This is a genomic window from Pseudomonas sp. JL23 (assembly GCF_056933585.1).
In genome coordinates, this window is the sequence record NZ_CM167795.1 from 6,173,870 (window position 1) to 6,199,876 (window position 26,007).

The window sequence follows — 26,007 nt, forward strand, 5'->3', positions numbered from 1 at the left end:
ATAGTATCGTCCGGCTGTTGCACTTATTTAATGCAGACGCATATCCAGCGTCATAGGCAACTCATCATTGATGGTCAGCGGTGGCACATCCAGTTTGCCGGGGCTGTGGCCGATACGGAAAAACCGCGCCAGACGCCGACTTTCTGCTTCATTGGCGTTGACCGGCAGGGTTTCGTAGTTACGGCCGCCAGGATGGGCGACATGATACTCGCAGCCGCCCAGTGAGCGCTGCATCCATGTGTCCACCAGGTCGAAAACCAGCGGTGCGTGGACAGGAATGGTCGGTTGCAGGCAATTGGCCGGCTGCCAGGCGCGATATCGCACCCCGGCGACGAACTCGCCGGTGCGCCCGGTCGGTTGCAGCGGTACCGGAATACCATTGCAGGTCAGCACATAACGTTGCGGCGGCAAGCCGTTGAGCTTGACCTGCAAGCGCTCCAGGGACGAATCCACATAACGCACCGCACCACCGGCCGAGCCCTCCTCGCCCAGTACGTGCCAGGGTTCCAGAGCCTGGCGCAGTTCCAGCTCGATACCACTGACGGCATAGTCGCCGACCTTGGGGAAACGGAACTCCAGGTGCGCGGCGAACCAGTCGGCACGCAGCGGATAGCCTGCGGCGTTGAGTTCGACGATCACGTCGTTGAAATCCTGCTGAATGAAGTGCGGCAGCATGAAACGGTCGTGCAACTCAGTGCCCCAGCGCGCCAGTTTCGGCGGCGCATAGGGTTCACGCCAGAACCGCGCGACCAGGGCCCGCAGCAGCAACTGCTGGGCCAGGCTCATGCGGGCATGGGGTGGCATTTCGAACGCACGCAGTTCCAGCAGCCCCAGGCGCCCGGTGGCACCGTCCGGCGAATACAGCTTGTCGATGCAGAACTCGGCACGGTGGGTGTTACCCGTCACGTCGATCAGCAGGTTGCGCAGCAGCCGGTCAACCAGCCATGGCGCAACGGTATCGCCGGCCTTGGGCATCTGGGCGAAGGCGATCTCCAGCTCGTACAGCGAATCGTTGCGTGCTTCGTCGATACGCGGTGCCTGGGACGTCGGGCCGATAAACAGCCCGGAGAACAGGTACGACAGCGACGGATGGTTATGCCAGTAACTGAGCAGGCTGCGCAGCAGGTCCGGACGGCGCAGGAATGGCGAGTCTCCAGGCGTTGCACCACCCAGCACAAAGTGGTTGCCGCCGCCGGTGCCGGTATGGCGCCCGTCGATCATGAACTTCTCGGTGGTCAGGCGGGTGAGACGGGCCTGCTCGTAGAGGAATTCGGTGCGCTCGACCAGTTCGTCCCAGTTGGCGGACGGCTGTACATTGACTTCAATGACGCCCGGATCCGGGGTCACGCGGAAGTTGGACAGACGCGGGTCGTGTGGCGGCTCGTAGCCTTCCAGCAGGATCGGGCAATTCAACTCTTGCGCGGTGGCCTCGATGGCGGCCACCAGCTCCAGGTATTCCTCGAGCTTCTGCAACGGCGGCATGAACAGATACAAGCGGCCATCGCGTGCTTCACAGCACAGCGCCGTGCGGGTCAGCCAGTCAGCGGATTCGTCGACCACCGGCACAGCCTCGGCTGCACCTTCGACATGCTCAGGTAAACCATCGAGCCGCGTGCTGACCAAATCACTGCCAGGCAGCTCGGGGAATTCCTGATTGAGGTCGTTCGGATGGATGTACGGGTACTCCGCTGCCTTGACCCACGGCTGCGACGCCAGTGGCAGACGATAGCCCAGTGCCGAGTCACCCGGCACCAGACGACAATGGGTATCACGCAAGTACCAGCGACCGCTCTGCCAGCGATCCCCGGCCGCCGTACGCGCCAACGGCAGGACCTGGCCGACGACCTTGTCCAGCCCCTGATTGAACACCTTGCGCAGGCGCTCGCGCTCCATCTCGTCGCTCAGGCGCGGATCTTCAGCCGTGACGTTTGACGGCAATGCGCCTTCACGCCACAGGTAATAGAAATTGTCTTCGTAGGCCGGGAACACAAAGCGCGCCGGCACTTTCAGGCGCTCGGCCACGCTGCTGAGGAAGCGCCCGGCCAGTTCACCGGTAGCACCGTAATCCTGGGTTTCATCGGCGATCAGCGCATCATTGCGCCAGACCGGCTGACCGTCCTTGCGCCAGAAACAATTGAGCGACCAACGCGGCAATTGCTCGCCGGGATACCATTTGCCCTGGCCGAAATGCACGATGCTGTGGGGCGCGTAGTGCTTGCGCATGCGCAGGAACAGATCGGCCGACAAGGCGCGTTTGCGCGGGCCGAGGGCGGCAGTGTTCCATTCGGCGCCGTCGCGGTCGTCGATGGACACGAACGTCGGCTCGCCGCCCATGGTCAGGCGCACGTCCTCTGCTTTCAGATCAGCATCTATCTGATGGCCCAGGGCCTGGATCTCTGCCCACTGCACGTCGGTATACGGTTTGGTGACGCGAGGCGCCTCCCAGATCCGCTCAACGGACATTTCATGGCTGAACTCGGTTTCACACGGTTCGACCAGACCGCTGATCGGTGCCGCCGAAGACGGCTCCGGGCTACAGGCCAGGGGAATATGCCCCTCTCCCGCGAACAAGCCGGAGGTGGCATCGAGACCGACCCAACCGGCGCCAGGCAGATACACCTCGCACCAGGCGTGCAGGTCGGTGAAATCCACATCGGTACCGGACGGCCCGTCGAGCGCTTCGACGTCGGCCTTGAGCTGAATCAGGTAGCCCGAGACGAAACGCGCGGCCATGCCCATATGACGCAGTAGCTGTACCAGCAGCCAGGCCGAGTCGCGGCAGGAACCGGAGGCGTTATTGAGGGTGAACTCCGGGGTCTGCACACCCGGCTCCATACGGATCAGGTACTCGATGTCCTGACTCAGGCGCTGGTTCAGCGCCACCAGGAAATCGATGGCCGGCAGCGGCTCGCGGTCGATGCTGTCCAGATAAGCCGCGAACTTGGGTGTCAGCGGCAATTTCTCCAGATAGGGCGCTAGCTCACGCTGCTCTTCGCTGGCGTAGATAAAGGGGATTTTCTCGGCGTAGGGCTCGAGGAAAAAGTCGAACGGGTTGAACACCGCCATCTCGGCGACCAGATCGACCTCGACGCGCAGCTCTTTGGTTTTTTCCGGAAAAACCAGACGCGCCAGATAATTGCCCTGGGGATCCTGTTGCCAGTTGATGAAGTGGTTTTCCGGCAGCACCTTCAGTGAATAAGACAGCACTCGGGTACGGCTATGAGCAGCCGGACGCAGGCGCACGATCTGCGGACCCAGTTCAACCGCACGTTCGTAGCGGTAATGCGTGACATGGTGCAAGGCAATATGAATCGACACGGCGTGCCTCCTGCGGCCTGGACGGTAATCGAACCGCGCAAGACTTATGCCACTCGGCAAAGCCCAGCGTCAACGGCGTTAGTACTGCCCGCTCAGCTAAGCACAGCACCAAAATCGCGCCAGGCAAAAGGGGACGGTGCAAGGGTTGCACGGATATGGGGCGAGCGGGGTTATTTGTGTAAATGGCGCTGCCACCGAGCATCATCGAATTGTGGCGTGACGTCCAATCATTCGCGAAGCAATAACATCAATTTCAAGAAAAGACCGCACACCCCGATTACCAGCAAGTGCAACAGCATAGATATTCCAAACATCCACGGATCATCTGCAAACGAATAGCTTTTAGGGGAACCGTAACGACTAGCGCTGACTACAACCCCTGTCACCAGCCCTTCGTAAATTAAAAATAGCTTCACCACCACCCCGAAAATAAAGAAAATAGTGAGAGCCCAAAATATCCACTTTATGATCGTGGTGCCGACTTCCTCCCTCACGAAAGGCTTTTTTGACTTTGCTCTGAGCCCGTTATTTATGGCCATCTGCCGCCTTGAAGTTTTCAATTTAGGCTGACGCCCCCCCGTTCTCTCCAAGCGGATCCTCTTTGCAGCCTCCAGCATCGCCCGATAGCGCTCACTATTCAAACAGTACAGACCAAGGAGCGGCAGACTCAACGTAAAGGCATACAACCCAAAATCCGGATCGTAGGTAATTGCCGGCGCTGAAATGAAAAAACATGATGCAAATAAAAACACCATCCCACCGACCCAGCGTGTGTAGCCTCGCAAAATTCTAAAACAGAAGAATGTCTGGAGCGCACTCGATATCAATATTACCGCAAATATCCATCTAGACACCAAATTCAAGTCTGAACGCTCAAAATAAGTACCTATTGCCAGCACCAGTACCAATGCGCAAGAAATCATCCCTAAAAAAATAGAGACGATAAACACTAAAAAATGCCTCCTTCTAAATTCCATGGCACTTTCAGACATATACATTTCAAAACTCCCCATACACCGCAACCGCTATCGGCTTTAAATTCCCCGAGACCAGGCTACCGCCGACAGTTGCCCCTACAGCTATTAAATCCCTCAGCTGAGTATAAGTTTGCTGCCGGATTTGTGCATTTGTATAGCGTTTGGGAAGCCCAATAAAATCCTTTCTATATTTGTGCACCTCAGCTGTAAGTGCCAACCTCTCCCGACGAGATAATCCCCGAAGTATTTCCCGGTAAGTCTTTCTAGTAGCGGCTCTTGTAACCATTACGTACCGCATGATTGAGAACATAGACAGGGCTGCGCCTGTAAGAGTTATGCCATCAAGCACTGCCATCATGGTTTGATACCACTCCTCGGAATCCACCTTATCCAGACCCTTCGGGTCCAAAATCTCAGCAGCGACTCGCAATACGCCCACTACGCACTGAGCAGACCCCGCCACTGCGGAGACCACACCTATTGCCGATACCACCAAGCTTACGCCTGCGGTGACAGGTACAACCATTATCCCGCCGTATACTACTGTCCAACTTAGATAAGCTCCGCCGCACGCGGCCACAGTAGATACCGCGTCCATTACTAGCTTAGATTCGCGAACATTCGACTCCAGCGCTCTGTGAAACTCCTGCGCCCCCATATGTCCTGGCGCTTCTCGCAAGATCACTCGCTTCACAGCAACACTACAAATCGGCTGAAACTCTCTGAGCGTTATCACATTGAAATTGCTGTCAATATAAACCACGCCGGCACCGACAATTGCCGGATCCGAATCAATGGTGCGAAACAGCTGTTTGAGGTCTATAGCGTTTTCGATGCGCTCCCTCGCCAAGCTTCTTGCAACGGAAAACCCATCCCGAAGTTGTATGGAACTCATCCCTTTTCCCTTTTTACCAAGCCAGAGCGAACGAGAATAGGCAGTCATCTTCTACAACGATGTAGGAAATCTCTCTTAGCTGTGTGTGAACGGTCTCGTTCAGCCCTTACTCTCTTGCGATCAACTCCCCAGTAAGAAAAAGTGCTCACCGACAATTCGTCGACCATTGTTTTTAAGGGAGCGTTCATGGCTATCGATATGTTTTTGAAGTTGGGCGATATAAAGGGAGAATCCAAGGACAGCGTGCACAAGGAAGAGATCGATATTGAGAAGTTTCAATGGGGCATGTCGCAGTCCGGCTCGATGCATCAGGGCAGTGGTGGGGGCGCAGGCAAGGTTAATATCGGCAACCTGAGTCTTTGCAAATCGCTGGATAAATCTTCCCCGAACTTGATGATGGCCTGCTCAAGTGGCAAGCATTATCCGCAAGCCACCCTCACCATCCGCAAAGCGGGCGGTAGCAGCCCGGTTGAGTACATGATCATCACATTGAAAGAGGTCATGGTGGCGTCTTACGACACCGATGCGGGCACCAGTGACGAAACCCTCAAGGAAAGCATCGCCCTCAATTTCGCCAAGGTAGAGGTCAGTTATCAACCGCAAAATGCCGACGGCAGCAAAGAAGGCGGCCCCGTCAAATACGGCTGGAACATACGTCAAAACGAAAAAATCTAAAAAAAACGCCAGCTCGAAAGCTGGCGTTTTTTATCACTCAAAGACGCTTAACGCGGCACTGCCGGTTTGCGCTTCGGTGCTTTCGGGCCTTTGCCCTTGGCGGCGTCGATGCGCTCTTTGGCAGCCTGCCTGCTGCGGGCTTCGGCGGCGGCCTTGGCTTGCTCGCGCTTGTCCCACGGCTTGCTGCCGTCGCTGGCACGAGGCGGCAGGCCGGTGTGCTGGGTGAGTATCCTGGTGGTGGTTTCCTTGGCGACCTTGTGGCTGCCAGCCGGCGTCGAGTTCTTGCGACGGGCGCTCTGGTAGCTGTCGGTGGTCGGCTGATGCGCAGGGATCAGTTGATCCTTGCCCGCGCCGATCAGGTCGGCACGGCCCATGCGGATCAGCGCTTCGCGCAGCATCGGCCAGCCTTTCGGGTCGTGGTAGCGCAGGAAAGCCTTGTGCAGACGACGCTGTTCCTCGCTCTTGACGATGGTGACCGAGTCGCTCTTGTAAGTGACCTTGCGCAGCGGGTTCTTGCCGGAGTGGTACATGGCGGTCGCCGAGGCCATGGGCGACGGGTAGAACGCCTGCACCTGGTCGGCACGGAAACCGTTGCCCTTGAGCCACAGCGCCAGGTTCATCATGTCTTCATCGGTGGTGCCGGGGTGGGCGGCGATAAAGTACGGGATCAGGTACTGCTCCTTGCCCGCCTCTTTCGAGTACTTCTCGAACATGCGCTTGAACTTGTCATAGCTGCCGATGCCCGGTTTCATCATCTGGTTGAGCGGACCTTCCTCGGTGTGTTCCGGGGCGATCTTCAGGTAGCCACCGACGTGGTGGGTCACCAGCTCCTTGACGTATTCCGGCGACTCGACAGCCAGGTCATAGCGCAGACCGGAGGCGATCAGGATCTTCTTCACACCCGGCAATGCCCGGGCGCTGCGATAGAGCTGGATCAGCGACGAGTGGTCGGTGTTCAGGTTCGGGCAGATGCCGGGGAACACGCACGACGGCTTGCGGCAGGCGGATTCGATTTCCGGGCTCTTGCAGGCGATGCGGTACATGTTCGCGGTCGGGCCGCCGAGGTCGGAAATGACCCCGGTAAAGCCTGGCACCTTGTCGCGGATCTCTTCGATCTCGCGAATGATCGACTCTTCGGAACGGTTCTGGATGATCCGGCCTTCGTGCTCGGTAATCGAGCAGAACGTACAGCCGCCAAAGCAGCCGCGCATGATGTTCACCGAGAAACGGATCATGTCGTAGGCCGGGATCTTCTCCTTGCCATAGACCGGATGCGGAACGCGCGCATAGGGCATACCGAACACGTAGTCCATTTCTTCAGTGGTCATGGGAATCGGCGGCGGGTTGAACCAGACGTCCACTTCGCCATGCCTCTGCACCAGGGCACGGGCGTTGCCGGGGTTGGTTTCCAGGTGCAGCACGCGGTTGGCGTGGGCATACAGGACCGCGTCGTTACGCACTTTTTCCACGGACGGCAGGCGAATGACGGTCTTGTCACGAGTCATGCGCGGGCTCGCCAGGATCTGCACGACCTTGGCTTCGTTCGGGTCTTCAACCGGCCCTTTCTCTTGTTCAATCGCGCAGGCTTGAGTGTCCTGAGTGTTGACGTAGGGGTTGATGATCTTGTCGATCTTGCCTGGACGGTCGATGCGCGTGGAGTCGACTTCGTACCAGCCTTGCGGCGTATCACGACGGATGAACGCGGTGCCGCGCACGTCGGTGATGTCTTCGATCTTGTGGCCCCACGACAGGCGCTGGGCGACTTCGACAATGGCCCGCTCGGCGTTGCCGTACAGCAGGATATCGGCGCTGGCGTCGATCAGGATCGAGTTGCGCACCTTGTCCTGCCAGTAGTCGTAGTGGGCGATGCGGCGCAGCGAAGCCTCAATGCCGCCGAGCACGATCGGCACATGCTTGTAGGCTTCCTTGCAGCGCTGGCTGTACACCAGGCTGGCGCGGTCCGGGCGTTTGCCGGCCATGCCGCCAGGGGTGTAGGCGTCGTCGGAGCGGATTTTCTTGTCGGCGGTGTAGCGGTTGATCATCGAGTCCATGTTGCCGGCAGCGACGCCGAAGAACAGGTTGGGCTCGCCGAGCTTCATGAAGTCGTCTTTGGACTGCCAGTTCGGCTGGGCGATGATCCCGACGCGAAAGCCCTGGGACTCCAGCAGCCGGCCAATGATCGCCATGCCGAACGACGGGTGATCGACGTAGGCATCACCGGTAACGATGATGATGTCGCAGGAATCCCAGCCAAGCTGATCCATTTCTTCCCGGCTCATGGGCAGGAAAGGCGCTGGTCCGAAACATTCGGCCCAGTACTTGGGATAGTCAAATAACGGCTTGGCTGCTTGCATGTCGATGACCGGTATAGTGTTCAGGGAAAATCGCGGCCGCGGAATATAGCACAAAATTTAACCAAATCCGACGGTGAGCGTCGGATTAAGCACATCGTATGCCTAGGGCTGACCAACGGATCGACAACCCGCGGCGCAACACGACAGATATCTACCGACCGAGCGCGTAAAACATGCAGTTAGCTTGCCTTTTTCATACAAAGGCAAAGCCACCATGACGCAAAATAATGACGACCTTTTGATGACCAGCGAAACCTGGTCCGACTATCAGGCCCTGAACCTGATCGAAACCCGGCTCAGCGCCCACCTCGCCGACTTGAGTATTGAGCAGCGCCAGCGCTATGTGCAGCTTTGCCGCAGCGAGCCCCAGGCACGCACCGAACTGGCCGCGGCCATTCAGCGCTTCAACAGCCGGTTTGATGAAGTCGCCTGCCGCGAATTCGTCGCGCTGCTACGCGAGAAGTGCGGGCACACTCTGGACCCGCATCACAGCTGGCTGCATACCCGCATGCTTGAGCTGCCGGAGCGCAAGGGCTTTCAGGACCCCATCGAATTGCTGAGCAACCTGTTCGAGGCTCGCAGCAAGCGGGCGTTGCCCGATAACACTTCCCGTGAACAGGTCATCTCGCGAACGCTATGGCAGGCGACCAAGGAAAACTTCGCCTTCAACCTCGGCAGTGGCCTGCAATCCGGCCTGGATTTCCAGCGCGCCAGCACCCTCAATACTTCCGCTCATGACCCACTCGCCCCCCCACTCAGCAACCTCGATGTGGCCGGTTTTATCGAGGTCAGCCGCCAATTCGATTTCGCATCACGATTGCGCAAGGCCCTTAACGAAGAACTGGCGAGCACGATCAACTCACTGATCATCAGCCATCGCACCGCCAGCTTCGAGCTGGACGTACTGGAGGCGCTGCGCAGCAAGCGCATCAGCGGACAGGCATTGCAGGACAGTGCTCGACGCTTACACGCACAGCCCGACAGCACAGGCCTGGAATGGAAATTTTTCCACTTGCAGTTCGGCATCCCGGTACTCGGCCAGCCGGATACTCTGGCGTTGCCGTTCTGCGTCATCCGCGTACCTCAAGGCAGCGGCGTATTCAGTTATTTCCCCCATCGTCCACAAGGCGCTTTGCGTCATCACGCAGATGCCGCCGAGGCCATCGAATCGCTGCACGAACAGATATGCGCTGATGCCACGGCCAATCGGATCGATTGGTTGTTGCGCGGGCTTTCTCTTGCCGATCAGACCACCCTGCTCGGCAAACTCAAATCCACAACGGTCGACGAGAACCAACTGAACTGGCTGGCCAAACACCTTTACCGAGCCTTCGGCAACCAGTCATCCCCCGCCACGCGCATCCATATACGGGCGGAGCCTGACAACCTAAGACCGACTGCGCACTCCCTGCTGACCAGCATTGCCTTGCGCCAGAGCAGCCTTATCAGCAAAGACCTGCTGAGCATCGCTACATCAACGGCGAGCCGGGACTGGCATCGGCTCACGCAAACCTTGAAGCACATCGGCAGCGAAATACTTGAACTGCTGACCCTGCCAGTACCCGGCGGTGTTACCGGTCTCAATCGCCTGATGCTGGGCACAACCCTCAGCATGCTTGCTCATAACACCCTCAGTGCTGGCGAAGCATTGGCCCGCGGCCAGTCTGCGGACTTTGTCCAGGCCCTTGGCGATATTGCCGACCTGGCGATCAGCAGCCGCATCCAAGGCATTGGCGCCCGCCTGTCGGCCCGGCGCACCCGCCAACTGATCAAGGCCATAGGCACGCCCCGCGCAGTCGAGCGGCACAATGACGAACCCGGCCTGTGGCTGGCGGACCTGCTGCCTTACACCTCTGTGGACGCCAGGCTACTCGATGGCATAAGCGCCAACCCCGAAGGCCTTTTCAGCAAGCACAATCGGCTGTACGCACTGATTCAGGTCGAAGATCAGACGCGAGTCGGCGAATTGTCCTACGACACCGATCTCAGGCAGTACCGCCTCAAACATCCCGATCCGCAGTGTTATCAGCCCGTGCTCAGCTATGACCAACGCCACGGCCACTGGCGTCTGGCGCCGGTCGATGTCAGCAATCTCACCCTTGCCGAGCTGCTGCAGACCATGCTGCGCCCTGATATGCCAACGCTGAACCGTGAGGATATTCAGCACCTGCAACAACTGACGCAGGTGACACGGGCGCAGCTCGAGGCAGTCTGGCAGGGTGATGGCCAGATACCGTCGCCCCTGAAGCACGCCATCAGCGACCTGCAATGGCGACGCGGCCTTGATCAGTTGCAACAGGCTTTGGAAAATCCGCACTTGCCCCTGCCTCTCTTCGCCGATCGCATATTGCCGCTGCTGGAACCCTTGCGCACCGATGCCGAAAGCCTTGCCGTTACCCTGAGAAACAACCAGAGCAGACTACATGCAGTCCTGACGACGAAAACCGTCACGACTCAAGACAAACCGCGCATGCGCCTGATCAGCGCCTTCAATGCCCTGAGCGATCCTGTCGGTCGAGGGATCGCCCCGGACGGCGAGGCAATCGCCTGCAACCTGCTGACCGTGCAGAGCGGCTGGCCTGGCGAGCTGTCCATTCAGGTGTATCAAGGCGCAAAGGGATTCAGTGGCGATATTTTCAGAACCAACCAACTGCTCGCCACTTATGGCAACGAGTCGGCAACCCGCTCCGTGATTCTGGCCAGGCTCGATGGGCAATACGCGGGCTACGACCCAATCAACGACGACATGCTGCAGCCCTCCCACGCTGAATACCCGCTGACTTCGATGTTGCTGCGCACCTTGAACGACAGTCAGCGCAATAGCTTGGACTTCCAGATTCATGACGGACGCAGACTGGCGCATGCGCTATTCAGCGAGGCCTGGCTCAACGCTGCGGCCCTTGAGGATTTGTTACCGCCATCGACCTCCTTTGCACTCAGTGCCGAGCGCCTCGCGCCGTTCCGGCTGTCCGTCGAATACCACAGCAGCGCACAGCCCGACAGCGAAGGTCTGTACACCGATAGCGGCAAGCGCTATGTGCAGATCGAAGGCGAGTTCTATCAGGTCCTGCACGACCTTGACGCTTCGAGCCCAACGCGCAAGGTCATGCGCATCGTCAGGCCAGACGATTCGGTCGCCAAGGATGTCGGCAATATCTACGTGGGCACCCGTCCGGGGCGCAGTGAGCCGATCATTCGCAATGAGCAGGGCATCTGGGTCGGCACCATTGTCGGGCTGATCAGCGGCGGGCCGAAGGTCGACCGGCTCAAGGAAATTCGCGAAAAAACCGAGGCGCAACGAGTGCAATACGTGATGGGCAAGCATCACTTTACGACCGCTGCCAATGAACTGCTGATGCATCTGGAAAAACCCAACGCCTCCGCCTACCTGATCACTGCCGGGGATGACTATTACCAACTCAAACATATGAGCCTGGGCAGCCTGCATCATCAGTTGATACAACACGCAAAAGTCGCGAAAACAGACTTCGCCGCGCTCCCGGCTGCTTTCGCCTATAAGCGAGAGTCGCTCATCGACGCGGTCTGTTTGCTGGATAACGTTTCCCATAACTACGGCGCCATCATTGATGTCTACACGAGCAGCAGCGAGCTGGAAGTCCAGGCACTGGACAAACTCTCTGTAGACCTCAGAGATCCGAAACCCTTCGAACAGATGCAGACGTCCAATAAATACATCATCTCGGCAGTAGAGCGTCTTCGCGGCCTGGCTCACGATGAGATCGATCGCCTGCTGACCAAACTCGATGAGTTTCCCGAGCCACCTGAGCCAGAAAGCCGTAGCAGGCCCATTCCAGGCAAGAAGAAAAGACCGGAAAAATCCGCCGCCAATACGCCCCCGCCCGCTGCGGCGCCAAAGAATCGAGTAGAGATACGCACTCAGGACGATCAGGTGCTCAGCGGCAAGCCCCGCAGTGACAATCCGAATATCGTCGACATTCTCGACAGTCGCGGCCAGCGCAAGGCAACCTATCTGCTGTCCAGCAATGGCCAGTATTGGGTCGAGAACAGCAAGCCACGGGAGCGCACCGCCAGCGGCAACACCGTTTCAGCGCCGGCCTGGCCAAGCTACGACGCCTCTGCCCGCAAGCTGCTCGATGAAGCCCGACACAGTGAGTCGCTGGCGGATTATCTGGGCAGGAAAAACGACTCCACCCCCTCCGCCCCCCAGGGTTTGCTGGAATATCAGGCCAACCGCCTTGAAGAGCTGGCGCAGGAGATCCAGGACGCTTCGACGCAGTTCGTCAACTCTGAAGATCGCAGCCAGGCCCAAGGAAGAACCACAGAGCTGCGTGAGCAGGCGCACTACCTCAGGCAAAAAGGCCAAAACCTGCGCCTGGACCTGATCATCAGCAACAATGCACCCAGCGCCAACGACCTGCAGTACCTGGCTGACAGCAACAACCTGAGCGTGCGCAAGACCCATGAAGAGCGCATGCCGATGGAGCGAGTCAGGAAAAGCAGCCGGCAACACGCAACGCGCGACTATATCGACGAATTCGAACTGAAGATAAAAGACCGCAATCAGGTCTGGGCCTATGCCCATCTGCACTACGCAGAGCTGGCCAGCGATGCCCCGGCTTTTGGTGCGGCGCACTTGAAGCGGCCGGATCAGCGATTCCTCGGGGCGCAGGTGCAGATACAGGAAGCCCAGGCCGGGCGCCGCTATGAAATTCATCGTGGCAGCCTGGGCAGTGCACAGGTGCGCGAGATCCTGTTGTCGGAAAGGTTCGTATAGGCACACCTCTTCCGGGAGCCTTAATCAACTGAATTAATTTAGCTTTTCTGTGGGACCGGCTTTAGCCGGGAAAACGTATTCCCGACCAAAGCCGCTCCCACATAAGGAAATGCACTACGTTTCAAATAACAGCACATCGGGAGCATTGCCATGCCCCATCCCTTGCACGCAAAAACCCCCTCACTGCAAGTCATCGACGGGCGCGGCCTGGACGTTCGTCACGTCGCCTATCACCGGGCCCAGGTGGCTGACAGTGCGCAAGCCCGCACTGAAAGGCGGCACTATGATCCGGCAGCCCGAGCCATTGCCACCTGGGACGCGCGCCTGTCCGCGCGCCTTGATCACACCCCTGCAACACGCCCCAATCTGGCTACAGTATTCAGCCTGTCCGGCAGCGCGCTGGCGGTCGACAGTATCGATGCGGGTTGGCAGGTGTCTTTGCTCGGTGAAGCCGGGCAGCCACTTGAAAGCTGGGATGCCCGGGGCAGCCACTGGTTGACAGAGTACGACGAATTCCTGCGACCATCTGCTGTGCACGAGCAATCCGGCGAACAAGGGTTACGGACGTCGGAACGTTTCACCTATGCCGACAACACCGAACAGACCGCCGCCGACAACCTGTGTGGCCGCTTGATCCGCAACGACGATGGCGCGGGCAGCGAACAGGTGCTGGCCTGCGGGATTACCGGCCAGGTCCTGCGGCAAAGCCGGCGCTTTCTCAATGCCCTCGATTTGCCGGACTGGCCCGCGGATCCGCTGCTTCGCGAAGCGCTGCTGGAGCCCGGCGCAGGCGCGATCACGCAGTTTACTTACAGCCCGACGGACGAGCTACTTAGCCAGACAGATGCACAGGGTAATCGACAGGAATTTGCCTACGGCGTCTGGGGGCAATTAACAACCATCCACCTGACTCCAGAGCATGCCAGCGAGCAAACATTGCTGCATAAAGTGCAGTACAACGTCTTTGCCCAGATCGAGGGCCAGACCGCTGGCAATGGCGTTGTAAGCCGGGCGCTATTCGACCACGCGGATGGGCGCCTGAAGGAACTGATCACCACCCGGGCAAACACTGAAAAATTGCAACACTTGCTCTATGACTACGATCCAGGCGGTAACGTGATCAGCGTGCAAGATCAGGCGCAGCCAACCCGGCATTTTGCCAATCAGCGCATCGCCCCGATCAATTATTATCAGCACGACAGCCTGTATCAGCTGATCGAGGCCACAGGCCGGGAGATCGCCGGGGCGAATATTGGCCCAAAACTGCCTGAACTCGCCGATCTGCCGCTGGATACCAGCCAGTTGCTCAATTACACCCAGCACTACCAATACGACGAAGCCGGTAACCTGCTTGAGCTCAAGCATGAAGGCGCACAGCCCTATACGCGCCATATGTGTGTCGCCGAAGACAGCAACCGAGCGCTGCCCTGGCGGGAAGGAGAAGCGCCGCCCGACTTCACCACGCAGTTCGATGCCAACGGCAACTTGCAAACACTGACGGCCGGGCAAGCCTTGCGCTGGGATGCGCGCAATCAGTTGTTGGAAGCCAATTCGCTGACCCGGGCCAACGGCAATAACGATCGCGAGCGCTATGCCTACGACGCCACCGGCATGCGCTTGCGCAAGACCACCACCGCCCAGGCTAAAACCGTGCAAAACAGCCGTGAAGTACGCTATCTACCGGGCCTGGAAATCCGCACTGACAGCGCCAGCGGCGAACGCCTTGAAGTCATCACCCTGCAAGCCGGGCGTGCCAATGTGCGTTACCTGCACTGGGCCGAGCGCAAGCCCGACGGCATCGCCAATGATCAAATGCGTTATAGCGTCGATGATCATCTGGGCTCTTGCACCCTGGAACTGGACAGTGAGGCACGGCTAATCAGCCATGAAGGCTATTACCCGTTTGGCGGTACGGCATGGTGGGCGGCGCGTTCGGCCGTCGAGGCGAAGTACAAGGTCATTCGTTATTCCGGCAAGGAACGCGATGCCAGCGGGCTTTATTATTATGGCCTGCGGTATTACGCGCCTTGGTTGCAACGTTGGATTAATCCAGATCCGAACGGAGTGGCGGACGGGCTGAATCTGTACCGCATGGTCGCTAACAGCCCGATCAATCATGCAGATCAGCGGGGACGACAAGGTTTCGACATGACTACGGCGCTTACGGGCGTCGCGCTGGTAATGATGTCTCTGGCTTTGGGCCTGGGTGTTGCTTGGCAGCGAAGGAGACACGCCGAGCGCATGCACGTTGAGGCTATAAGGAGCCATGTAGATCAACAAAAGCGAGAGTTCAGCCTTAACGAGACAGAGGCTGCAAAACTCGTGAAAAACGTGCAAAGAGCTCAGGGCCCCGTCGAGTGGGTACAAGTAGCAAACACCAAGCAGGGACAATTGCGAATATTCGACATTCGTTCGGCCGAGGATTTTCAGTGGTTTGGTGAAACCAAACACTCTCCTGGTTTTTATAAGGAGAACAAGCTAAAAGACATTATGTCTGTAGAGCTACGACCCGCGATTAAAATCAGCCCCCCCTCACAATCAACCAGCGCCAGAAGCAGCACCAGCACGATCAATCAGTTTCTTATAGGGGAAGGCTCGACACGGGCATCTATCAGTGCGGATGAAAGAGCAAGAAGAAAAACAGAAGCCAATTTATTATTACGTCTACCGCAGCCAGGAGGACGCAGACATTCGTCACCCGAATTAGAAGCCCCCGCTGTGGCACGACCAAGGACGCCTATTTATACCTTAGATACCAAGGGCTTTTTTGAAGACTCTGCAATTTCAGTTTATCTGGAGCAAAACGAACGGATTGGAATGGGAGATGCAGTACGCAAGGCGTTGGCCAAGTACGATCCAAATCGCCATACCCACACGGGAGTAAGTGGAGGACCTACGACAGACATCACTCTTGCGGGCGCCGCCAGTGGCAGGGGCGACTATCGTCTGGCCTTCGAAATAGTAGGTTCAACGTTTCGCCCACATAGCATATGGACTCATAAAAAAAAGCTAGTTGAACGTACTCACTAACGAAGCTTATCGCTTAGACGACTGAGCATTACTCATCATCAAAGTTATAACTACCCGGTGCCAGGTTCTCAAAGCGCGTGTACTTACCGATAAACGCCAGGCGCGTAGTACCGATAGGGCCGTTACGCTGTTTACCAATGATGATTTCCGCGATGCCCTTGTGCTCGGTCTCCGGGTGATACACCTCGTCGCGGTAGACGAACATGATCACGTCGGCGTCCTGCTCGATCGCTCCGGATTCGCGCAAGTCGGAGTTGATCGGGCGCTTGTTCGGCCGTTGCTCCAGGGAGCGGTTTAGCTGGGACAGGGCGATGACCGGGCAGTTGAATTCCTTGGCCAGGGCTTTCAACGAGCGAGAGATCTCGGAAATCTCGTTAGTGCGGTTATCGCCAGCGGAACCGGGGATCTGCATCAACTGCAGGTAGTCGATCATGATCATGGCGATATCGCCGTGCTCACGTACCAGGCGCCGTGTACGCGCGCGCATTTCCGAGGGGCTGATACCGGCGGTGTCATCGATGAACAGTTTGCGGTCGTTGAGCAGGTTGACCGCCGAGGTCAGGCGCGGCCAGTCATCGTCATCCAGGCGACCGGCACGGACCTTGGTCTGGTCGATACGGCCCAGGGACGACAGCATACGCATGATCAGCGATTCACCTGGCATCTCCAGGGAATACACCAGTACCGCCTTGTCGCTGCGCAATACGGCGTTTTCCACCAGGTTCATCGCAAAGGTGGTCTTACCCATGGACGGACGGCCGGCGACGATGATCAGGTCGGCCGGTTGCAGGCCGCTGGTTTTCTCGTCGAGGTCGGTGTAGCCGGTGGACAGGCCGGTAATGGCGTTGTCGCTGTTGAACAGCGTGTCGATGCGATCAATGGCCGCCGTCAGCAGCGTGTTGACGCTGACCGGGCCGCCGGTCTTGGGCCGCGCCTCGGCGATCTGGAAGATCTGCCGTTCGGCCTCATCGAGAATCTCTTCAGCCGTGCGGCCTTCCGGGTTGAACGCGCTGTCGGCAATTTCGGTGCTGATACCGATCAACTGCCGCAGGGTCGCGCGCTGCCGGACGATCTGCGCGTACGCCTTGATGTTGGCGACGGACGGCGTGTTTTTCGCCAGCTCCGAGAGGTAACCGAGGCCACCGACCTGGGAGGTCTGGCCTTCCTTGTCCAGTTGTTCGGCCAGGGTCACCACGTCAATCGGGCTGTTCTGGTCGGCCAGTTTGGCGATGGCACGGAAGATCAGGCGGTGATCATGTCGATAGAAATCGCCGTCCGAGACCTGATCCAGCACGCGTTCCCAGGCGTTGTTGTCCAGCATCAGACCACCGAGCACAGCCTGTTCGGCCTCGATGGAATGCGGCGGCACCTTAAGGGCGGCGGTTTGCAGATCGTACTGCTCGGGAGCGGAAAGTTCGTTCATGACCACCTGAATTCGGGTGTTTGCAAAAAGGAATAGCAGAAAGACAAAGGGCACGACCTGTAAACAGGATCGTGCCCGATGTTAATCCTCCAGCGGCCAGGCCGCCAGACGATTACGTACTGCTTAAGCTGCTACCACGACAACGCGAACGGTTGCTTCAACGTCGCTGTGCAGGTGCACAGCGACATCGAATTCACCAACGTTACGGATAGTGCCGTTCGGCAGACGAACTTCGCTTTTCGCAACTTCAACGCCAGAGGCGGTCAGTGCATCAGCGATGTCGTGGGTGCCGATCGAACCGAACAGCTTGCCTTCGTCGCCAGCGGTGGCAGTGATAGTCACTTCCAGCTCAGCCAGTTGGGCAGCGCGAGTTTCGGCAGAAGCTTTCTTGTCTGCAGCCAGTTTTTCCAGCTCAGCACGACGCTCTTCGAACGCAGCAATGTTAGCTGCGGTCGCTGCGGTGGCTTTGCCGTAAGGCAGCAGGAAGTTACGACCGTAACCGGCCTTAACGTTCACTTTGTCGCCCAGGTTGCCCAGGTTGGCGACTTTTTCCAGAAGGATCAGTTGCATGTGAAAATCCTCTTAACTTTTAACCTTCACCGTTCGCAGGGCCATCATCGGCGTCCTTCGACGCCAGGCGACCGCGAAAATCAATCAGGCTGTCGACAATGGCCAGAGCCACCAGCAACGGATAGATCAGCTGCATGAACATGAGCAGCGTGACGTACAACCCCACCAGCCAGAACCTGGCCAGTCGCTTTTCAGCCACCAGACCGTGCATCAAGGCCAGCCCGGCGAATACCAGCGGGACACTGCACAACGGTGTCAACATTGCCATCTGCGGACCAAAATTCGGCCCCACCAGCATGCACACCAACAGTACCAACGCCGCTACTCGAGGCAGTCTGACAGCGCGAAACTCGCGCCCGAAACCACCCGGGTTGTACAACAACGCTTGCCAGTAACGCCCGACAATCAGGCACAGCACACTGACAATTTGCAGCAAAGCCGCTATCAGGCCGTTCAGGACCGGTGCAATCAATGCTCCAAGGCGCGCTCGCTCCTCTACCGACAACTGTTGGTAGAGCCCTTCGAGGATTCGCGGCAGGAGTTTTTCCAACTCCAGCGCCATCGCTTCGATGGGTCCGCGGAAAACCGCACCCAGGATCAAGGCATACACCAGACCCATTGCTACGCTGACCAGCAGCACGCGGACCCAGGATTCGCTGGCGCGCAGAAGCGTCGCCAACCCCAGTGAGCCGATCAGCACCATCAAGATGCGAGGATCACCGTAGTACCACCAGACCAAGGCCGGCAGCAGAGCCCAGGCGAGGACACCCATGGCATCACTCAACCCGCGCCGCAGAAGCACAAGGCATCCTGCGGCAGCACTCAACCAGAACAACAGCGGCAATGCCGCACATCCGGCCACTATCAAAGTGGCCTGCACGCGACCGCGCATGATGAAATTAGCCATGGCGCGCATGCATTCTATCCTTTGCTACTTTTTGTCGACGACCTGGTCTCAGCGGCCGTGGCTGTCGGTGTAGGCCAGCAGGGCCAGGAAGCGGGCGCGCTTGATAGCGGTGGCCAGCTGACGCTGATAACGAGCTTTGGTACCAGTGATACGGCTTGGAACGATTTTGCCGGTCTCGGATACGTAGGCTTTCAGAGTGTTGAGATCTTTGTAATCGATCTCTTTCACGTCTTCAGCGGTGAAGCGGCAGAATTTACGACGACGGAAGAAACGTGCCATGTAATAGGCTCCTCAAAAGGTCCGTGGATTACTCGTCAGCGTTATCGCTAACGTCGCTGTCATCACCATCAACGCCATCGGCGCTGTCGGAGTGCTCAGGACGGTCACGACGCTCACGGCGCTCGCTGCGGTTCTCTTCAGCCTTGAGCATCTCGGACTGGCCGGTAACGGCTTCGTCGCGACGGATGACCAGGTTACGGATCACGGCATCGTTGTAACGGAAGTTGTCTTCCAGCTCGGCCAGGGCCTTGCCGGTGCACTCAACGTTCAGCATCACGTAGTGAGCCTTGTGAACATTGTTGATTGCATAGGCCAGTTGACGACGGCCCCAGTCTTCCAGACGGTGGATTTTGCCGCCGTCTTCTTCGATCAGCTTGGTATAACGCTCAACCATGCCGCCGACTTGTTCGCTCTGATCCGGGTGGACCAGGAAGATGATTTCGTAATGACGCATGAATGCTCCTTACGGGTTGTAGCCTGCCGCAAAATGCGGTCAGACAAGGAGTGAATGACACTGTGAGTCTTGCTCAGGGACAGGCACATCAGCGCCTGCCGTGAGAGCAAGGGGCGCAATTGTAGAGAAGGGGATGCACAGGTGCAAGGCAATTGGTGATTATTTGAACAGGAGCAGTTGCCAGCTGCGAGGCTCGAGTTACAAGCCGAAGCAACTGTCGCTCGGCTTGTAGCTCGCAGCTTATAGCTTTAGCTCGTAGCTCGATTACTTCCGCGCAGCGGCCGCCTTGGCATTGCGCTGGCGCATCGCTTCAAACAGGCACACACCTGTAGCAACGGAAACGTTCAGACTGCTGACGCTACCGGCCATCGGCAGGCGCACCAGGTAGTCGCAATGCTCGCGGGTCAGGCGGCGCATGCCTTTGCCTTCGGCGCCCATGATCATGATGATCGGCCCGGTCAGGTCCTGCTCGTAAAGCTCCTGCTCGGCCTCCCCTGCCGTACCGACGACCCACAGGCCGCGCTGCTGGAGCTTTTCCAGGGTGCGCGCCAAGTTGGTCACGGCCACCAGGGGTATGACTTCGGCGGCGCCGCAGGCCACCTTGCGCACCACCGGTGTCAAAGTGGCCGACTTGTCCTTGGGCACCAGGACTGCCAACGCACCGGCCGCATCGGCGGTGCGCATGCAGGCGCCGAGGTTGTGCGGGTCGGTCACGCCGTCCAGCACCAGCAATAGCGGTGCGCCTTCGGTGCGATCGAGCAGCTCATCAAGCATGGCTTCGCCCCAGACCTGGCTCGGGCTGACTTCAGCCACCACGCCCTGGTGCACGCCCTCGACCCAGGCGTCCATTTCGCGACGCTCGGCCTGCCCTACCGACACACGGTTCTCCCCTGCCAGTTGCAGCAGGACCTGGAAGCGCGGATCGCTGCGACCCTCGGCCAGCCAGATCTGCTTGACCCGCTTGGGATGGTGGCGCAACAGGGCTTCTACGGCATGCACGCCGTAGATCTTTTCCAACTGACTCATGACTTGGCCTTAGGTTTACGCAGACTGCCGCCATCGGCCGCCGATGCCGAGCCCGATTTTGGCGGGCCCTTGCGATGCTTGCTCGGTTTAGCCGGTTTGCCCGATGACGCAGGCGCAGAACCGGCTTTACCGGACTTTCCCGATGAGGTCTTGCTGCCGCCCTTTGCCTCCGCCAGCAAAGCCTGTTTCAGCTCGCGACTTTTGCGTACTTCGGCATTCTTGGCAGCGGCATCGCTCGGACGATAGGCGTCGGAAGCCCCAGCAGCCTTGGCCGGACGCTTGCTCGGCGCACGGGCCGGGGCAGACGCCTTTTCCTTGGCAGCCGGAGCCGGTGCCGGGGTAGCAGCCGGTGCAGGCTCGCTGCTACGACGCTTGCGACCCACTGGGGCAGTCGTGGTTTTTTCCGACATTTCGAAGTCGATCTTGCGCTCGTCAAGATCAACGCGCATGACCCGCACTTCCACGGTGTCGCCCAGACGGAAGCTGCGACCGGTGCGCTCGCCCGCCAGGCGGTGATGCACAGGATCGAAGTGGTAGTAATCACCCGGCAAGGCGGTGACGTGCACCAGACCCTCGACGTAGATATCGGTCAGCTCGACGAACAGGCCGAAACCGGTCACGGCAGTGATCACACCCGGGAAGGATTCGCCAACGCGATCCTTCATGAACTCGCACTTGAGCCAGTTGACCACGTCACGGGTGGCTTCGTCGGCACGGCGCTCGCTCATGGAGCACTGCTCGCCCAACTGTTCCAGGCCCGCCTCGTCGTACGGATAGATGCGCGCTTTCGGAATGGTCGCGGCACCGGCACGCCGTACGTGCGGGGTTTCCTGCTTGGAGCGGATGACGCTGCGGATGGCCCGGTGAGTCAGCAAGTCCGGATAACGGCGAATCGGCGAGGTGAAGTGGGTGTACGCTTCGTAATTCAGGCCGAAGTGGCCGTTGTTGTCCGAGGTGTAAACCGCCTGGCTCAACGAACGCAGCATGACCGTCTGGATCAGATGGTAGTCCGGGCGTTCACGCACGGTTTCCAGCAGAGCCTGATAGTCCTTCGGCGTCGGGCCGTCCTTGCCTTTGTGCAACGACAGGCCCAACTCACCGAGGAACGCGCGCAGTTTTTCCAGACGCTCCGGCGGCGGACCGTCGTGCACCCGGTACAGCGCGGGAATCTCGTGCTTCTTGAGGAATTCAGCGGTGGCGACGTTGGCGGCCAGCATGCACTCTTCGATCAGTTTGTGAGCATCGTTGCGCGTGGTCGGGCGGATTTCCGCGATCTTGCGCTCGGAGCCGAAAATGATCCGGGTTTCCTGGGTTTCGAAGTCGATGGCACCGCGGGCATGCCGCGCGCCCAGCAACACTTTGTAAAGCGCATACAACTGCTTGAGGTCCGGCAGGACTTCCTTGTAGTCGCCGCGCAATTGCCGCGCTTCGGTGGTCTTGGGCTGCTCCAGCATCGAGCTGACCTTGTTGTAGGTCAGGCGCGCATGGGAGTGAATGACCGCCTCGTAGAACACGTAGTCGGTCATTTCGCCGGTCTTGGAGATGGTCATTTCACAGACCATGGCCAGGCGATCGACCAGCGGGTTCAGCGAACACAGGCCGTTGGACAGCTGCTCAGGCAGCATCGGCACCACGCGCTCGGGGAAATACACCGAGTTGCCGCGCACCTGTGCTTCGGTATCCAGGGCCGAACCGATCTTCACATAGCTGGAGACGTCGGCAATCGCCACGTAGAGCTTCCAGCCGCCGGAGAACAGGCGCAGTTTGCCCGGACGGGCTTCGCAGTAGACCGCATCGTCGAAGTCGCGGGCATCTTCGCCGTCGATGGTGACGAACGGCAGATGGCGCAGGTCGACGCGGTGTTCCTTGTCCTTATCTTCGACTTCCGGCTTGAGCTTGGCCGCTTCCTTGAGCACGGCCTCTGGCCAGACGTGAGGAATGTCGTAGGTGCGCAGCGCGACATCGATTTCCATGCCGGGCGCCATGTAGTTGCCCACCACTTCGATCACATCGCCCTGAGGCTGGAAGCGCGGCGTCGGCCAGTGCGTGATCTTGACCTCGACGAACTGCCCGACCTTGGCGTCGGCGTTGCGACCCGGCGTCACCAGTACTTCCTGCTGAATCTTTGGATTATCCGGCACGACGAAACCGATGCCGCTTTCTTCGAAGTAGCGACCCACGATGCTTTCGTGGGCACGGGAGATGACTTCGACGATCACCCCTTCGCGACGGCCACGACGGTCCAGGCCGGAAACCCGGGCCAGGGCACGGTCGCCATCGAACACCAGACGCATCTGCGCCGGGCTCATGAACAGGTCTTCCGAGCCGTCGTCCGGGCACAGGAAGCCGAAGCCGTCACGGTGACCGGAGATGCGGCCCAGGATCAGGTCGAGCTTGTCTACCGGCGCGTAGGTCCCGCGGCGGGTGTAGATCAGTTGCGCATCGCGCTCCATCGCCCGCAGGCGGCGGCGCAAGGCCTCGAACTGATCTTCAGTGGTCAGACCAAACTCTTCCACCAGTTGCTCACGACTGGCCGGCGATCCACGCTCGGACAGGTGCTGCAAAATCAGCTCGCGGCTGGGGATAGGGTTTTCGTATTTTTCCGCTTCACGAGCGGCCTCGGGATCGAGGGACTGCCAATCGGCCATTAGTATGAGTTCACCTTGTCTGTATGCATTTAGTTTGGCATATACCCGATTGAAACGCGAAGACACCATTTGCCGCGCCTTTTCGCTATTTCAAAAAAAATTTTACGAAAGGGGGTTTACAGCCCCGTTTTGCCTCCGTAAGATGCGCCCCACAACGACGGCACACGCCACGTTGTAGTTGAAATCAAACGAATTATCGAATGAAATCAACGAACTGCCCAGATGGTGAAATTGGTAGACACGCCAGCTTCAGGTGCTGGTGACCGCAAGGTCGTGGAAGTTCGAGTCTTCTTCTGGGCACCAATTCAACGAAACCGAGCCTTGTGCTCGGTTTTGTGTTTTACGAAAGCTGAAAAATATTATCGCAAAAATAGTTACGTTTTTAGTTGCATTCAATCGATAAATCTAATTAAATCAGCGCATTGCCCAGATGGTGAAATTGGTAGACACGCCAGCTTCAGGTGCTGGTGACCGCAAGGTCGTGGAAGTTCGAGTCTTCTTCTGGGCACCAATTCAACGAAACCGAGCCTTGTGCTCGGTTTTGTGTTTTCTGGCATCCGCAAATCCTGTGGGAGCGAGGCTTGCCCGCAAGGGGGGTATTTCGACCTCAAACAATGCGCCCGATTTACCGACCTCTTCGCGGGCAAGCCTCGCTCCCACGAGATCCTGCCCCTCCCAGCAAACCTCGTCCTAAGCCCGGAACTGCCCCAGGCTCGCCTTGAGCTGCGCCGCCAGCTTGTCCAGCGCCTTGCCGCTTGCTGTGGTCTCCACCACCGCCTGAGCCGCTTTCTCGGCCTGGGCATGGATGACCTCGACGCGACCGCGTACCGCCTGCGCACCCTGAGCCTGATGCTCCGCCGCCTTGGTAGCCAGACCAATGGCCGCGTGAACCTGCTCGACCGACGCCTGCACAGTCAGTTGCAGCCGCGCGCTGTCCCGCAGAACCGCCAGCCCTTCTTTCGCCTGACGCCCGGCCAGACCAATGGTCGCCACCGCTTCCTTGGCCCCACTCTGCAGCTTGGCGATATGTTCCTGGATGTCGCCGGTGGAGCTTTGCGTCTTGCTGGCCAAAGCCCGCACTTCGTCGGCAACTACCGCGAACCCTCGACCGGTCTCCCCGGCACGCGCCGCTTCGATGGCGGCGTTAAGGGCCAGCAGGTTGGTCTGCTCTGCGATGCCATGAATCACTTCCAGCACCACTTCAATCTGCTCGCTCTGCTTGGCCAGACGCTCGATGACCTGCGCACCGTTTTCCACTTGCCCGGCAAGGGCCTCGATCAAACCGCCAACCTGATTGGAGGTACGGGTGTTTTCGTCGGTGGCCTGGCGAATATCCACCACCTGCTTGAGCGCCGCCTGCATGGCGTGGCTTTCCGCCTGGGCTTCGTCGGCCATCTGCGCAAGGGCCTGAAGACTGGCCGCCACTTCGTCGCGCTGCAACTCAGCGGCCGCATCGGCCCCGGCATTGCGGCGACTCATGGCGCCGATCTCGACACCGGTCTGCTGCGCAACATCACCGGCTTCGCGGACGATAGGCTGCAGTTTGTCGACGAAGCGGTTGACCGCTGCCGCCATATCACCAATTTCGTCATTGCTGTCGAGCTTGACCCGCTTGGTGAGATCGCCCTCGCCTGCCGCCAGATCGTCCAGAGCGGCAATCAACAGCAACAGCTTGTTGACTACGCGACGACCCAGGACCACCGCCAGCAACAACAGAACGCCCAGACCGACCAAGGCCAGGCCCACACCGATACGCCAGCGCAATGTTTCAGCCGCATCCTGTACCGCCGCAGAGGTATTGGTCGCCATGGCCGATGCTGCGCCCTGCGCCGATTGCAGACGGGTACGCAAAGCTGCCGAACTGTCGGCTGCGGCACTGCTGAGACTGTCGGATACCAGTTGCTTGCTACTGGAGAGCAAAGTTGCAAAGCGCTTGTCCAGAGCCGCCACGTTTTCGTCGATCGACGCCGTGGAAACCCCCATGCGGACCTTGCCGATCTCGACGCCGTTAGGGCTGATCGAGGCCTCAACGTAGTACAGGGAAGGATCGTTCTTGGCGGCACTCAGCACTTTATCCATCGCCCGCTCGCCCTCACCTTTGGCCAAAAGGGCCTTGATGATCGGGTTTTCGCGATTGAGGTAACGCGTCAGGTGCTCGCCGGTTGCGTCGTCATAGACCACGAACAGCACATTGGGATTGCGCTGAGCGCGACGGGCAAACTCCGACAGCGTCGGCGTGTCGTTATCCCACATGGCACGAGGGGCAACCGCCGCCAACAACTCGGCCATATCGGTGGCCGAATCCTTAAGATCTTTTTCCAGGGTGGCGCGCAATTGCTTCTGCTCGTCTTTTAGACGCACGGATAAACCATCGCTCAAACGCTGCCCGGTACTGCTCGACAAATTGTTCAGGCTGCTTGTCACCTGCTGACTGGCTTGTTCCAGTTCCGAAGACAAGTGTTGCGAATCTACACCCAGGCGCGTCGCCAGATCGGCCTCGAGCGCAGTCACCGTGCTCCGAGTCAGGGCAACGGCAACCAGGACCTGCACCAAAAGGGCGATTCCGAGGGCAATGAATACGGGCCTTAACAGCCGACTGCGTAACAGAGAGAGGACAGCTGACACGGGAGAAACCCTCCACTATAAGCGCCATTAAAATGATGGCACCTTTTCTGACACTTTTAACAGCAAAGGC

At 58.7% G+C, this 26,007-nt stretch carries 15 protein-coding genes and 2 tRNA genes; 5 read left to right on the forward strand and 12 right to left on the reverse strand.

Annotated features, from left to right (window positions below):
* Positions 1-27 precede the first annotated feature (27 nt).
* The 3 genes from AC1Z24_RS28455 to AC1Z24_RS28465 form a co-directional block, all read right to left on the reverse strand.
* Positions 28-3,318 carry a transglutaminase family protein gene (locus AC1Z24_RS28455; RefSeq protein WP_483743643.1) on the reverse strand — a complete coding sequence of 1,097 codons (3,291 nt, stop codon included), beginning with the start codon at positions 3,316-3,318 and terminating at the stop codon, positions 28-30.
* A gap of 227 nt (positions 3,319-3,545) precedes the next feature.
* Positions 3,546-4,316, reverse strand: a complete 771-nt coding sequence (locus AC1Z24_RS28460; protein ID WP_483743644.1) for a hypothetical protein — start codon at positions 4,314-4,316, stop codon at positions 3,546-3,548.
* Position 4,317: 1 nt separating this feature from the next.
* Positions 4,318-5,190 carry an NAD synthetase gene (locus tag AC1Z24_RS28465; RefSeq protein WP_483743645.1) on the reverse strand — a complete coding sequence of 291 codons (873 nt, stop codon included), beginning with the start codon at positions 5,188-5,190 and terminating at the stop codon, positions 4,318-4,320.
* Between the two features lie 186 nt (positions 5,191-5,376).
* On the opposite strand from AC1Z24_RS28465, the gene AC1Z24_RS28470 reads away from it, so the two are divergent.
* Positions 5,377-5,865, forward strand: coding sequence for an Hcp family type VI secretion system effector (locus tag AC1Z24_RS28470; protein WP_259110746.1), 489 nt, complete (start codon positions 5,377-5,379; stop codon positions 5,863-5,865).
* Positions 5,866-5,912: 47 nt separating this feature from the next.
* Here AC1Z24_RS28470 and AC1Z24_RS28475 read toward each other — a convergent pair whose 3' ends face one another.
* Entirely contained in the window at positions 5,913-8,219 is a 2,307-nt protein-coding gene (locus tag AC1Z24_RS28475; protein WP_483743646.1) for a YgiQ family radical SAM protein, read from the reverse strand.
* Between the two features lie 214 nt (positions 8,220-8,433).
* On the opposite strand from AC1Z24_RS28475, the gene AC1Z24_RS28480 reads away from it, so the two are divergent.
* Together AC1Z24_RS28480 and AC1Z24_RS28485 are read left to right on the forward strand one after the other, a co-directional pair.
* Entirely contained in the window at positions 8,434-12,975 is a 4,542-nt protein-coding gene (locus AC1Z24_RS28480; RefSeq protein ID WP_483743647.1) for a hypothetical protein, read from the forward strand.
* A gap of 150 nt (positions 12,976-13,125) precedes the next feature.
* The gene (locus AC1Z24_RS28485; protein ID WP_483743648.1) at positions 13,126-16,005 is read left to right on the forward strand and encodes an RHS repeat domain-containing protein; all 2,880 of its coding nucleotides are present in this window, start codon (positions 13,126-13,128) and stop codon (positions 16,003-16,005) included.
* Positions 16,006-16,033: 28 nt separating this feature from the next.
* Here AC1Z24_RS28485 and dnaB read toward each other — a convergent pair whose 3' ends face one another.
* From dnaB to rnr, 7 genes are all read right to left on the reverse strand, one after another.
* On the reverse strand, positions 16,034-17,428 hold the full coding sequence (dnaB, locus tag AC1Z24_RS28490; RefSeq protein WP_259110734.1) for a replicative DNA helicase: 1,395 nt from the start codon (positions 17,426-17,428) through the stop codon (positions 16,034-16,036).
* Between the two features lie 123 nt (positions 17,429-17,551).
* The gene (gene rplI, locus AC1Z24_RS28495) at positions 17,552-17,998 is read right to left on the reverse strand and encodes a 50S ribosomal protein L9 (RefSeq protein WP_259110731.1); all 447 of its coding nucleotides are present in this window, start codon (positions 17,996-17,998) and stop codon (positions 17,552-17,554) included.
* Positions 17,999-18,017: 19 nt separating this feature from the next.
* Complete coding sequence (locus AC1Z24_RS28500) at positions 18,018-18,914, reverse strand: hypothetical protein (protein WP_483743649.1); 897 nt, start codon at positions 18,912-18,914, stop codon at positions 18,018-18,020.
* A gap of 39 nt (positions 18,915-18,953) precedes the next feature.
* Positions 18,954-19,184 carry a 30S ribosomal protein S18 gene (rpsR, locus tag AC1Z24_RS28505; RefSeq protein ID WP_002551829.1) on the reverse strand — a complete coding sequence of 77 codons (231 nt, stop codon included), beginning with the start codon at positions 19,182-19,184 and terminating at the stop codon, positions 18,954-18,956.
* Positions 19,185-19,212: 28 nt separating this feature from the next.
* A complete protein-coding gene (gene rpsF / locus AC1Z24_RS28510; protein ID WP_259110413.1) occupies positions 19,213-19,638 on the reverse strand; it encodes a 30S ribosomal protein S6 in 426 nt (141 codons plus the stop codon).
* A 264-nt stretch (positions 19,639-19,902) separates the two neighbouring features.
* Entirely contained in the window at positions 19,903-20,664 is a 762-nt protein-coding gene (gene rlmB / locus AC1Z24_RS28515; RefSeq protein ID WP_259110412.1) for a 23S rRNA (guanosine(2251)-2'-O)-methyltransferase RlmB, read from the reverse strand.
* The gene (rnr, locus tag AC1Z24_RS28520; RefSeq protein WP_483743650.1) at positions 20,661-23,312 is read right to left on the reverse strand and encodes a ribonuclease R; all 2,652 of its coding nucleotides are present in this window, start codon (positions 23,310-23,312) and stop codon (positions 20,661-20,663) included. The genes rlmB and rnr overlap by 4 nt, the downstream gene beginning before the upstream one ends.
* A gap of 216 nt (positions 23,313-23,528) precedes the next feature.
* Here rnr and AC1Z24_RS28525 point away from each other — a divergent pair.
* Positions 23,529-23,615 (forward strand) — tRNA-Leu (locus AC1Z24_RS28525).
* A gap of 121 nt (positions 23,616-23,736) precedes the next feature.
* Positions 23,737-23,823: transfer RNA gene (locus AC1Z24_RS28530), tRNA-Leu, on the forward strand.
* 179 nt (positions 23,824-24,002) lie between these two features.
* Here the strand turns inward: AC1Z24_RS28530 and AC1Z24_RS28535 are convergent.
* Positions 24,003-25,937, reverse strand: coding sequence for a methyl-accepting chemotaxis protein (locus tag AC1Z24_RS28535; protein ID WP_483743651.1), 1,935 nt, complete (start codon positions 25,935-25,937; stop codon positions 24,003-24,005).
* Positions 25,938-26,007: the final 70 nt, after the last annotated feature.